Source organism: Actinosynnema sp. (genome assembly GCF_052038725.1).
Genome location: NZ_JBQGCX010001232.1, coordinates 1 through 11,506, shown reverse-complemented (window position 1 = coordinate 11,506; position 11,506 = coordinate 1). Strand labels below are relative to the sequence as shown.

The following is an 11,506-nucleotide window of genomic DNA, read 5'->3' as shown; positions in this document are numbered from 1 at the left end:
CCCGCGCCAGCGCCCCCAGCAGCAGCGCGGTCGACCGCGCGCCGGGGTCCATGTGCCCGGCGGACCGCTCCCCCAGGTACGAGGCCCGCCCCTTGCGCGCCACCAGCGGCACGGTCGCCCGCGCCCCGCCCTCGGCGGCGGCAGCGGCGGCGGCGAGCACCTCGCCCACCCCGGCCCCGCCCAGCCCGGCCGCCGCGGCGGCGGCCGGGCTCAGCGCGTCCACCATCGTCTTGTCCCCGACCTGCGCCTTGCCCCGCGCCACGACCCCGTCCAGCGCCGCCCGCAGCGCGTGCGCGACGTCGTCCCCGGACAGCTCGGCGACCTCCCCGAGCGCGGTGGCGGCCCGCAGCAGCGCCGTCCCGTACAGCGGCCCGGCGGCCCCGCCCACGGTGGAGATCAGCGTCGTGGCGACCAGCCTCAGCACCGCCCCCGGCGTCGCGGGCTCGTCCCGCGCGACCTTCTCCGCCGCCGCCAGGAACCCCCGGCTCAGGTTCTCCCCGTGGTCGCCGTCACCGATCTCCCGGTCCAGCCGCACCAGCTCGTTCCGGTGCGCCACCACCACCTCGGCCAGCACCCGGACGGCCCCGGCGACCTCGCGCGCCCCGCACCCCATCACAGCCCCCAGCGCAGCGCGGCGGTGCGCACGGGCGCGTCCCACAGCTCGACCAGCTCGTCGTCCAGCTTCAGCAGCGTCAGGCTCAGCCCCTGCATCTCCAGGCTGGTGGCGTACGACCCGACCAGCCGCCGCCGCACGCTGATCCCGCGCTCGGCCAGCCGCGCCTCGGCGACGCCGTGCGCCAGGTACAGCTCGACCAGCGGTGTCCCGCCCATCCCGTTGGTGAGCAGCAGCACCTCGTCGCCCTCGGCGAACGGCAGGTCCTCCAGCACGGGCCCGAGCAGCGCGTCGACCAGCTCGTCCGCGCTGCCCAGCGGCACGCGGCTGCGGCCGGGCTCGCCGTGGATGCCGATGCCCAGCTCCACCTCGTCGTCGCCGAGGTCGAAGCTGGGCTCGCCTGCGTGCGGGACGGTGCACGGCGCGAGCGCCAGCCCCATGGTCCGCACCCTGGCGACGACCTCGCGGGCCAGCGCCTCGCACCCGTCCAGGTCGACCCCGCGCTCGGCCGCCGCGCCGACGATCTTCTCCACCAGCACGGTCCCGGCGACCCCGCGCCGCCCGGCGGTGTGCAGCGAGTCCTTCACCGCGACGTCGTCGTCGATCAGCACGGTCCGCACCTCCAGCCCCTCGGCGGCGGCCAGCTCGGCGGCGGTCTCGAAGTTGAGCACGTCGCCGGTGTAGTTCTTGACCAGCAGCAGCGAGCCGACGCCGCCGTCGGTGGCGACCAGGGCCGCGAGCACCTGGTCGGGGGTGGGCGAGGTGAACACCGGGCCGGGGCAGGCCGCGTCGAGCATCCCGCGCCCGACGAACCCGCCATGCAGCGGCTCGTGCCCGGACCCGCCACCGGAGACGAGGGCGACCTTGCGGGACACCGGGGCGTCGGCGCGCAGCACGAGCGCCGGGTCGAACCGCACGTCGAGGAGGTCGGGGTGCGCGGCGGCCACACCGCGCAGCGCGTCCACCACCACGGTGCCCGGATCGTTGATGACCTTCTTCACTGGAGCCTCCGATCGCCGCTGACCGTCCCTCCCATTCCTACCCGCTGGGAGGGGCGGGCACCGGGGGCCGAGGTCGACCGGGAACGCGGCCCTTCGGTGCTTGCGCCGGGGCCTTCCGCTGATCAGGGTGGAGCGTTCGCGCCGCCCCGGACGACCACCGGGAAACGCCGCCGGGGACCCCAGCCGGGGCTCACCGCCCGCGCAGCACCCGCACCAGCCGCAGCACGCGCCGCACCGTCCGGTTCCCGCGCTCGTAGGTCATCGGGTCCAGCACCCCGGCGAACCGCTGCCGGGACACCGCGTGCGCGTAGGTGAACTCGCGCAGCCCGTCCTCGCCGTGGATGCGCCCGAACCCGGAGTCGCCGACCCCGCCGAACGGCAGCGCGGGCACCGACGCGAACGCCAGCACCGAGTTGATCGACACCACCCCGCACCGCAGCCGCGCCGCCAGCTCCTCGCCGCGCGCCTTGGAGTACACCGCCGCGCCGAGCCCGTACCGCAGCGCGTTGGCCCGCCGCACCGCCTCGTCCGCGTCGGCCACCCGGTTGACCACCAGCGTGGGCCCGAACGTCTCCTCGGTGACCGCCTCGGCGTCCTCGGGCACGTCGAGCAGCACCACCGGCTCCACGTACGGCGGCCGGATCGACTCGCGCCCGCCGACCGCCGCCGTCGCGCCCCGGTCCAGGGCGTCGGCGACGTGCGCGGCGATGACGTCGACCTGCTTGGGCATGGTGATCGGCCCGAAGTCGGCGTCCGGCGAGCCGCCGGGGCGCAGCCTCGCGGCCTTGCGGGTGACCAGCTCGACGAACGCGTCGGCGACCGCCTCGGCCACGTACACCCGCTCGACCCCGGCGCAGGACTGCCCGGCGTTGAACAGCCCGCCCCACACGGCCCCGCGCGCGGCGGCCTCCAGGTCGGCGTCCTCGGCGACGATGAGCGCGTCCTTGCCGCCGCACTCGACCAGCACGGGCGTGAGGGTGCGGGCGCACTCGGCCATGACCCGCCGCCCGGTGGCGGTGGAGCCGGTGAACGCGAGCTTGTCGACGCCCGCGCCGCACAGCGCGGCCCCGGTCGGCCCGTAGCCGGTGACGACCTGGAGCACCTGCTGCTCGGGCACGGCCTCGGCGAACGAGTCGGCCAGGAAGCGCCCGACGCCGGGGGTGTGCTCGCTGGGCTTGAACACGACGGCGTTGCCCGCCGCGAGCGCGTACGAGATGGAGCCCATGGGCGTGAACGCCGGGTAGTTCCACGGCCCGATGACGCCGACGACGCCGAACGGCCGGTACTCCAGGGTCGCGGCGTGGTTGTGCATGACGGGCCCGGTGGCGACGCGGCGGCGGCCGAGGGTCTTGCGGGCGTGCTTGGCGGCCCAGTGCAGGTGGTCCAGGACCATCGCGACTTCCAGGCGCGCGTCGTCGGCCGACTTGCCGGTCTCGGCGCTGATCAGGGCGCACAGCTCGTCGGCGCGCCTGCTGAGCAGCTTGCGCCAGCGGTCGAGCCGGGCGCGGCGGCCGTCGAAGTCGAGGGCGGCCCAGTGGAGCGAGGCGTCGCGGGCCCGGCGGACGGCGGCGGCGACGTCGTCGGCGCCGTGGATCGGGTGGCGCCCGACCACCTCACCGGTGCGCGGGTCGTGCGAGGTGAGCAGCTCCGACCCGTCGCCGCCTCGCTCGGACTTCGCCTCTGCGGTCTGCGTCATCGGGGGACCTCCACGATCGGGTGTTACCGAACGGTAACGGGTTGTGCTCCCCCTGTCACGTCCCCGTTCAGCCCCGAGGCAGCTTCGCGACCAGCGCCTTGGCCACGGTGGTGACCGTCTCGCACCGGTCGTACTGGACCTCCTTGGACCCCGAGGTGGTGAGCCGGGCGACCTCGGCGCCGCCCGCGCCGAGGTCCCGGTGCGTCCACTCGATCTTGCAGCTGGGGAACGCCGAGCCGGACTCGTCCAGCTTGCGCCCGGTGACGCCGCCGCCGAGGTCGACGTCGACGGTCTTGTCGCCGGGCAGCTTCCTCGGCGCGACGGCGACCTGCTGGAAGGCCAGCATCAGGCTGCGCTCGCGGCTGCTCCAGCTGCACGTGGGCAGGCCGAGCGGGATCTCCAGCACGTTCGAGCCGGACGCGTTGATCGCGGCCTCGACCACGGCCGGGTCGGGCGCGCGGCACGGGTCGACGGAGGCCAGCGACCCCTTGGGGTTGGTCCGGAGCGCCGAACCGGCCTTGACCCGCTTGATCGCCGCCGACAGCAGCTCGCGGCCGATCTCGCAGTTGTTCTCGCTCTTGTAGCTGATCTGCGCGGTGAGGTCCATGGGCGGCTCGTCCTGGAACACGCCGGAGACGAAGCAGGCCTGCCCCTCCAGCACGTTCTCGCCGAGCTTGAGGCCCTCGATGCGCTTGTCGGACTTCGCGTAGAGCGCGGACGAGCTGCGGAACGCCAGGGTGACCGACAGGCTCTTGCCCGCCTTGTCCTTCATGTAGTTGCTGCACTCGCCGAAGTTGTTGCCGGTCAGCTCGGCGGGCGTGCCGTGCTTCCTGAGCACGGTCTCGTCCACCAGCTTGCACACGTCCGTGGCGCGCAGCTTCTCGCCGGAGAACTCGGCGGACACCGGCGTGCCGACCGATCCGGGCGGGACGCCCTCGTCGGTGCTGCCGCCGTTCTCGTCCGCGCTGTTCGCAGCCCCGGCGTCGAGCGTCTCCCTCGGGTACGGGGAGTGCTTGGCGAGGTCGGTCCCGGAGCACCCGGCCACGACGAGGAGCAGGGCGCAGAGCACGGCGGCGGATCGGTGCACGAACTGCACGGTAGCGACCGTTCGGGTCCGGCGTGGCGGCATCGGGGTGTTCCGCCTCACGATGCGATCACAACACGCTCCGGGAACGATTCAGATGCCCCCTTCCCGCGCGTCCGCCCCCTCCCCCTCGGTCACGTCCTCCGGGTCCGGCACCACGAGCGGTCGCAGCGCCGTCCAGGCCCCGAAGGCCGCGGCCACCACGACCATGCCGACCCCGGACCACAGGTTCACGTTCCACCCGTCCGCCTTCGCGAGGTCGGCGTCGTCGGTGAAGCCGAGCCCGACCACCACCAGCACCACCCCGTACACCGCGAACAGCGCCGCGATCACCAACCGCAGGTCGAACAACCCGGCAGTTCCGCGTGCCACGACTCCCCCTCAGCTGAAAACGATGTTGAGCACGGCGGTCAGCAGCAGGACGCCGCCGCCGAGCAGGGCGGGCGACCGGTACCAGCCCGCGTCCTCGCCCTCCGTGCCGTGCGCGAGGTCGCCCTTGGGCGTGAGCCCGTAGACCAGCCCCGACAGCCGCTCCCGCGGCACCGGCTCGGTGAACAGGGTGACGACCACGCTGACCACGATGTCGACCACGAACGCCGCGGCGGCGCCCAGGAAGCTCGCGCCCTGGCCGGGCAGGTCGAGCACCCCGGTCTCGGCGAGCGCGAACACCAGCACGGCCGCGAGCGTGCCCGCGACCAGGCCGGTCCAGCCCGCCGCGGCGGACATCCGCTTCCAGAACATGCCGAGGATGAACGTGGCGAACAGCGGGGCGTTGAAGAACGAGAACAGGGACTGGATGTAGTCCATGATGTTCCCGTATCCGGCGGCCAGGAACGCGGTGCCGATGGCGATGACCGTGCCGCCGATCGTGGCCCAGCGGCCGACCTTCAGGTAGTAGCCGTCGGGCCGGTCCTTGCGGACGTAGTCCTGCCACAGGTCGTAGGTGAACACCGTGTTGAACGAGGACACGTTCGCCGCGACGCCCGCCATGAACGAGGCGAGCAGGCCGGTGATGGCGACGCCGAGCATCCCGTTGGGCAGCAGGTCGCGCATGAGCAGCGGCAGCGCGTTGTTGTAGGTGACGCCGCCCGCCGCCTCGCCCGCCTTGAGCGCGCTCACCTCGGGCACGACGACGGCGGCGATGATGCCGGGGATGACGATGACGGCCGGGATCAGCGCCTTCGGGTAGGCGCCGATGATCGGGGTGCGCTTGGCCGCCGACATGCTCTTGGCGGACAGGGCGCGCTGCACCTCGGCGAAGTTCGTCGTCCAGTAGCCGAAGGACAGCACGAACCCGAGGCCGAACACGATGCCGATGACGCTCAGCACCGGGTTCTCGAACCCGGTCAGCTCGGTCGCCGGGTACGCGGACAGCTGCTCCTCGCCGCCGGGGCCCGCGGTGACCTTGTCGACCAGGCCCTGCCACCCGCCGACCTTGTGCAGGCCCGCGATGGTGAGCGGCAGCAGCGCGGCGATGATCACGAAGAACTGGAGGACCTCGTTGTAGATCGCGGCCGAGAGCCCGCCGAGGGTGGTGTAGGCCAGCACGATCAGCGCGGCGATCACCACGGACAGCGGGATGGGCCAGCCGAGCAGCAGGTTCAGCAGCAGGGCCAGCGCGTACAGGTTCACGCCCGCGATGAGGACCTGGGCGACGGCGAAGCTGATGGCGTTGACCAGGTGCGCGCCCTTGCCGAAGCGGCGGCGCAGGAACTCGGGGACGCTGCGGACCTTGGAGCCGTAGTAGAACGGCATCATCACCAGGCCGAGGAACACCATCGCCGGGATGGCGCCGACCCAGTAGTAGTGCATGGTCGCCATGCCGTACTGGGCGCCGTTGGCGGCCATGCCGAGCAGCTCGATCGCGCCGAGGTTGGCGGACACGAACGCCAGGCCGGTGACCCAGGCGGGCAGGGAGCGCCCGGACAGCAGGAAGTCCAGGCTCGTGGACACGGAGCGGCGGGCGAGGAACCCGATCCCGAGCACCACGACGAAGTAGAGGGCGAGCAGGGCGTAGTCCAGCGCCCCCGCGTCCAGGCGGAGATCAGCCTCCGCAGCCAGCACGGGCACCTTCCGTTCACCTCCGGTAACGCAGAGCATCACAGGGTCTCCGGGATCTCGCGACCCGGAGTGGTGTCGAGCACCGGTATGAACTACCCACCTTCAAACCACGTACTCCATTAGGTGGACCATCAAACCGAAAGCGCTGCTCAGGGGGTCGCGTACCGGTCGCGGGAGCTGCTGCCCAAGGAGCTGGACGCCTACACCGCCGCGGGTGGGTACGACCTGCGGTTCCTGATCCGCGACATCGGCTACCCCGAGGACCCGGTGTGCGTGAGCCACCACCCCGGCGCGCTGGCCGCCCACCAGGACGCGGGGAGGCTGGTGCTGCTGCGGCACCGCAGCGGTCCGGCGGACTTCGCGGGCGGCTACAACGCGGGCGTGGTGCACGCGCGGGCCGCGCTGATCGACGCGCGCACCCAGGGCTACCCGGAGCACCTGCCGCTGCTGTTCACCTGCGAGGCGAGGCCGAGGAGCGGCCCGGTGGACTACCTGCGCGGCGCGGCGGCCGTGCTGGGCGTGGAGCGGACGTGGCTGGCGGGTCAGCGCGACGTGGTGCACCTGGCCCAGGACGAGGGCGCGGCGGGCGGCTTCCTGCTGCTCGACGGCGGCGACCCGAGGGAGGGCATCGCGCTCTCCCGCAGGCCGGACGGCCACATCTACCCCGGCCGGGTGCGGGCCGACCTGATCGACTGCCACGTGCCGCTGTCGGTGTTCGACCGGGGCACGGTCCTGGAGCAGCTGGCGGCGAGGCTGGACCTGTCCAGGGAGGGCGTCCACGAGGCCCTCCTGCGCGCCCGCGCGGGCGCCCGCGCCTGCGCCTGACCACTCGTGGGCGGGGACGGCTCAGCCGTCCTCGCCCACCCCCTCCTCGAGGCCGCCCACCCACACCAGGTGCGCCCGGTTCCCGCCGGTGATCTCGAACAGCTGCCGCGCGCCCTCGGCGTCCTCGGACGACATCCGCACCCCGCCCCCGACGTCGGCGCTCTCGGCCCGGTCGGCGTACTCCAGCCCGTACCCGACCACCCGCGCGTCGCTCCGGTCGCCGATCTCCTCCACGACCGCGAACAGCCGCGGCGCGCCGACCTCGGCGACCTCCCGCACGTACGCGCCGAACGCCGCGTCCAACGCCGCGTCCCGGTCACCGGTGCCCGCTGTGCTCGTGCTCTGGTTCACGAATACGTCCCTCTTCCGGGTCAAGCCCTGCCGAGTTCCCCAGGTGGCCGCGGCGGGTTGACGGATCACCTCCGCAGCGTCGTGCAAGGATGCCTGCACAAGAGAATAAGTGCAAGCCTTGCATAAGCGAGGGTTGCACTTGCGGTCGAGTTTGAGGTGATCCCGAAACACAGCCACACTTGCGTGGCTCCCGAGGGGAGTTGGGGAAGAATTGGAGATCGTGGCCGCGAAGAAGAGCACTCCGACGATCCGCCTGCGCAGGCTGGCTCGTCAGCTCAGGCTGCTGCGCGAGGACGCCGGGCTGAGCCGCGAGGAGGTCGAGGAGCAGACCGGCATCAACCAGGCCACCATCTACCGCATCGAGACCGCGAAGGTCCGTCCGCAGAACCGGACGCTGATGACGATGCTGACCACGTACGGCTGCCCCGAGCAGGAGCAGGCGGCGATGCGGGCGCTGTCGAAGGAAGCGACGAAGCCGGGCTGGATCCGGCCGTGGCACGAGACCCTGTCCGCGGACTACACGACGTACATCAGCTTCGAGGCCGAGGCGCAGGGCGTCCGCAACTACTCGTCGCTGTTCATCCCCGGTCTGCTCCAGACCGAGGACTACGCCCGCGCGGTGATCGGCGGCGTGCTGCACACGGCGTCCGCCGAGCAGGTGGAGAACCGGGTGAAGGCGCGCCTGGGGCGCCAAGCGCTGCTGATCGGCGCGAACCCGCTCAAGCTGTGGGTGGTCATCGACGAGGCGGCGCTCCGGCGCTCGGTCGGCGGCCCCGAGGTCATGCGGAAGCAGCGGCAACACCTGGTCCGAGCCGCCGAGGCCCCCAACATCACCATCCAGGTCCTCCGCTTCGACGACGGCGCGCACCCAGGGATGCCGGGCGAGTTCATCGCGCTGGAGTTCGAGGACCCGATGGACAGCGACCTGGTCTACATCGACAGCCAGGCGGGCGAGGTCTTCCTGGAGTCGGACGCCGACCTCAAGCGGTTCCGGAACACCTTCGACCACCTGGTCGCGATGGCGTCCAGCCCCAAGGACTCGGCGGCGTTCATCGCCAAGATCGATCCGAGTGATTGAGAAAGGCTAGAGATCATGCACGAGACAGGTCTGCCGGATGCGCCGTGGCGCAAGAGCAGCTATAGCGGCAACGGCGCGAGCTGCGTCGAGATCGCCCCCGCAGGCGACACGATCGCTGCTCGCGACTCGAAGAACCCGACAGGTCCGGTGCTGCTGTTCCCCGAGGTGAGCTGGTCGGTGTTCCTGGGTTCGCTCAGCGGGTGAGGACGAACGGGGCTCGGGCGCGCACGGGCCCGGCCCCGGCGTCGATGAACACCTGAGCCCCGACCCCGCGCAACGAGTCGGGCACCTTCACCGGTATGCGCTCGAACCTCCCGGCGGCGTCCACGACCCCACCTCCCACCCCAACCCCGTGGAAGGTGACGACAACCCGCTCCCCGGCGGGAAACCCGTCGCCGCTGACGAACACCTCGTCCCCACCCCCACCGGAAGCGGGCTGGGCGACGATGCGCCCGTTGCCCGCCGCGGGAGCGGACGCGGGAGCGACGGAGAAGCTGACCGGCGAGCTGAGCGGCGAGGCGGAGGGGAGCGGCGCGTACCCGCCGTCCATCCCCGCGCACCCGGAAACCGCACCAACGCAGCAGAGGAGCACCACCAGCGCCAGCCGCCGTCTTCGCACCGCGAACCTCCTCGGCCAACGGGTCAGGGCTCAGCAGCGTATCCCCGCCACCCCGCCCCACCACGCCGTCCGAACAGGCCCTTTTCCAGGTCTGCCCTCGTGGGCAGCCCCGAGGATCAGCCGCGCGTCAGAACAACCGGAACTCGTCCGGCTCGATCCCCCGCAGCGCGTCGTAGTCCAGCACCACGCACCGGATCCCCCGGTCCTCCGCCAGCGTCCGGGCCTGCGGCTTGATCTGCTGCGCCGCGAACACCCCCCGCACAGGCGCCAGCAGCGGGTCCCGGTTGAGCAGCTCCAGGTACCTGGTCAGCTGCTCCACCCCGTCGATCTCACCCCGCCGCTTGATCTCCACCGCGACCGACTTCCCGTCCGAGTCGCGGCACATCAGATCCACCGGCCCGATCGCCGTCGGGAACTCGCGGCGCACGAGGGTCCAGCCGTCGCCGAGGGTGGTCACGTGCTGGGCGAGCAGCTTCTGCAGGTCGGCCTCGACGCCGTCCTTCACCAGGCCGGGTTCCGGGCCGAGCTCGTGCTTGGAGTCGTGCAGCACCTCGTGCAGGGTGATGATCAGCTTCTCGCCCGCCTTGTTCTGCACGACCCACACGTCGGGGTCCTCGATGAGCCAGCACGGCGGGCTCATCCAGTTCAGCGGCTTGTACGCCCGGTCGTCCGAGTGGATCGACACCGAGCCGTCCGCCTTGATCAGCAGCAGCCGCTGAGCCGGCGGCAGGTGTGCCGTGAGGCGTCCGACGTAGTCGACCTGGCAGTGAGCGATGACGAGGCGCACGCGGGACAGGCTACGGGGTGCGACCGCCACCGCACCGGCAGGTACCTTGCGGGTGTCGCGCGGGTGGGGTCCCCGGTGGCGCCTGCACGGGCCTTCGGGCTTCGGTCCCCCTGCCGGGTGGTGGTGTACTTCGGGCTGCGGGCGGGGGCGCCCGCTGGTCGGCACAGGGAGAGTGAGAGTGGAGACGCTCGGGTCACGCCAGGTCTACGCGAACCCGTGGATGACGGTCCGCGAGGACCCGATCCGCAGGAACGACGGCAGCACCGGGATCTACGGCGTGGTGGACAAGCCGGACTACGCGCTGGTGATCCCGCTCGACGGGGAGCGCCTGCGCCTGGTCGAGCAGTACCGCTACCCGATCAAGCTCCGCCGCTGGGAGTTCCCGCAGGGCACGGCGCCGAACCTGGCCGCCGAACCGCCGTCGGTGCTCGCGGCGCGGGAGCTGCGGGAGGAGACCGGGCTGCGGGCGGGCCGGATGGTGGAGCTGGGGGTGCTCGACGTCGCGCCGGGCATGTCCAGCCAGCGCGGCCGGGTGTTCCTGGCGACGGACCTCGTGGAGGGGTTCCACGAGCGGGAGCACGAGGAGCAGGACATGCGCTCGGCGTGGTTCCCGAGGGCCGAGTTCGAGGCGATGATCACGCGCGGGGAGATCACCGACGCGCAGTCGATCGCCGCGTACACCCTGCTCCTGCTGCACGAGAACGCGCAGCCGTGAGGCTCGTGACCGGGGACGGCCTTGGCGGCGCGGCACCCGCGGGCGGCGGCGGTCCGGTGCGGGACGGCGCGGTGGAGCTGGGTTCCCCGCAGGTGCTGGCCGAAGCGCCAGCGCTGGCGGGGGTGCTGGTGGACGCGGTCGCGGGAGGCGCGTCCCTGGGCTTCCTGGCCCCGCTGACGCACGAGGCCGCCACGGCGTGGTGGCGGGCGCGGGCCGCGGCGGTGGCGAACGGCAGGCAGGCGGTGTGGGTTGCCAGGCGCGGCGGCGAGGTCGTGGGCACGGCGGTGCTGACCCTGGCGCAGGCGGAGAACGGCCGTCACCGCGCCGAGGTGGGCAAGCTGGCGGTCCGCCGGGACGCGCGGGGCGGCGGCGTGGGCAGGTCCCTGCTGCGGGCGGTGGAGGAGGGCGCGGCGGCGCGCGGCGTCGCGCTGCTCGTGCTCGACACCGAGACCGGGTCGCCCGCCGAGGGGCTGTACCGGTCGGCGGGCTGGTCGGAGGTCGGGACGATCCCCGGTTTCGCGGCCGACCCGACCGGTGAGCTGAGGTCCACGACGGTGTTCTACAAGGCGCTGTGACGCCTCGGGCGGGCCCCCCGGCCCCGCCCGGGCCCGCGGGCCGCCCCCACCCGGGCCCCCCCGCCGGGCCCCCCCGGGCCTCCCCCCCCGCCGGCCCCCCC

Annotated in this window: 14 protein-coding genes; 5 read left to right on the top strand and 9 right to left on the bottom strand. The window is 72.9% G+C overall.

Annotated features, from left to right (window positions below; all coding sequences use genetic code 11):
• The 6 genes from dhaL to ACTUAL_RS25920 form a co-directional block, all read right to left on the bottom strand.
• On the bottom strand, positions 1-613 hold a 613-nt coding region (gene dhaL / locus ACTUAL_RS25945), incomplete at its 3' end, for a dihydroxyacetone kinase subunit DhaL (protein WP_440902085.1).
• Complete coding sequence (gene dhaK / locus ACTUAL_RS25940; protein ID WP_096496755.1) at positions 613-1,614, bottom strand: dihydroxyacetone kinase subunit DhaK; 1,002 nt, start codon at positions 1,612-1,614, stop codon at positions 613-615. The genes dhaK and dhaL, both read right to left, overlap by 1 nt.
• Before the next feature lie 190 nt (positions 1,615-1,804).
• Positions 1,805-3,310, bottom strand: a complete 1,506-nt coding sequence (locus ACTUAL_RS25935) for an aldehyde dehydrogenase family protein (RefSeq protein ID WP_440902084.1) — start codon at positions 3,308-3,310, stop codon at positions 1,805-1,807.
• A gap of 67 nt (positions 3,311-3,377) precedes the next feature.
• Positions 3,378-4,397 carry a hypothetical protein gene (locus ACTUAL_RS25930; protein WP_157767901.1) on the bottom strand — a complete coding sequence of 340 codons (1,020 nt, stop codon included), beginning with the start codon at positions 4,395-4,397 and terminating at the stop codon, positions 3,378-3,380.
• Between the two features lie 90 nt (positions 4,398-4,487).
• Positions 4,488-4,766 carry a hypothetical protein gene (locus ACTUAL_RS25925; protein ID WP_096496758.1) on the bottom strand — a complete coding sequence of 93 codons (279 nt, stop codon included), beginning with the start codon at positions 4,764-4,766 and terminating at the stop codon, positions 4,488-4,490.
• A 9-nt stretch (positions 4,767-4,775) separates the two neighbouring features.
• Complete coding sequence (locus tag ACTUAL_RS25920) at positions 4,776-6,494, bottom strand: sodium:solute symporter family protein (RefSeq protein WP_218181103.1); 1,719 nt, start codon at positions 6,492-6,494, stop codon at positions 4,776-4,778.
• Between the two features lie 84 nt (positions 6,495-6,578).
• Here ACTUAL_RS25920 and ACTUAL_RS25915 point away from each other — a divergent pair, with 84 nt between their 5' ends.
• A complete protein-coding gene (locus ACTUAL_RS25915) occupies positions 6,579-7,280 on the top strand; it encodes a hypothetical protein (protein WP_096496760.1) in 702 nt (233 codons plus the stop codon).
• Between the two features lie 21 nt (positions 7,281-7,301).
• Here ACTUAL_RS25915 and ACTUAL_RS25910 read toward each other — a convergent pair whose 3' ends face one another.
• Positions 7,302-7,631, bottom strand: coding sequence for a hypothetical protein (locus tag ACTUAL_RS25910; RefSeq protein ID WP_440902083.1), 330 nt, complete (start codon positions 7,629-7,631; stop codon positions 7,302-7,304).
• A gap of 220 nt (positions 7,632-7,851) precedes the next feature.
• Between ACTUAL_RS25910 and ACTUAL_RS25905 the strand changes: the two genes are divergently transcribed.
• Positions 7,852-8,709 carry a helix-turn-helix domain-containing protein gene (locus ACTUAL_RS25905; RefSeq protein WP_440902082.1) on the top strand — a complete coding sequence of 286 codons (858 nt, stop codon included), beginning with the start codon at positions 7,852-7,854 and terminating at the stop codon, positions 8,707-8,709.
• A 15-nt stretch (positions 8,710-8,724) separates the two neighbouring features.
• Complete coding sequence (locus tag ACTUAL_RS25900; RefSeq protein ID WP_440902081.1) at positions 8,725-8,913, top strand: DUF397 domain-containing protein; 189 nt, start codon at positions 8,725-8,727, stop codon at positions 8,911-8,913.
• On the opposite strand, the gene ACTUAL_RS25895 is transcribed toward ACTUAL_RS25900, so the two are convergent.
• Positions 8,903-9,328: a hypothetical protein gene (locus tag ACTUAL_RS25895; protein WP_440902080.1), complete on the bottom strand. Its 426-nt coding sequence runs from the start codon at positions 9,326-9,328 to the stop codon at positions 8,903-8,905. The genes ACTUAL_RS25900 and ACTUAL_RS25895 overlap by 11 nt on opposite strands.
• 127 nt (positions 9,329-9,455) lie before the next feature.
• Complete coding sequence (gene nucS, locus ACTUAL_RS25890; protein ID WP_015804815.1) at positions 9,456-10,115, bottom strand: endonuclease NucS; 660 nt, start codon at positions 10,113-10,115, stop codon at positions 9,456-9,458.
• A gap of 178 nt (positions 10,116-10,293) precedes the next feature.
• On the opposite strand from nucS, the gene ACTUAL_RS25885 reads away from it, so the two are divergent.
• The gene (locus tag ACTUAL_RS25885) at positions 10,294-10,830 is read left to right on the top strand and encodes an NUDIX domain-containing protein (protein ID WP_096496765.1); all 537 of its coding nucleotides are present in this window, start codon (positions 10,294-10,296) and stop codon (positions 10,828-10,830) included.
• Positions 10,827-11,405 (top strand): N-acetyltransferase family protein, encoded by a 579-nt coding sequence (locus ACTUAL_RS25880; RefSeq protein WP_440902079.1) that lies wholly within the window; start codon positions 10,827-10,829, stop codon positions 11,403-11,405. The genes ACTUAL_RS25885 and ACTUAL_RS25880 overlap by 4 nt, the downstream gene beginning before the upstream one ends.
• Positions 11,406-11,506 lie beyond the last annotated feature (101 nt).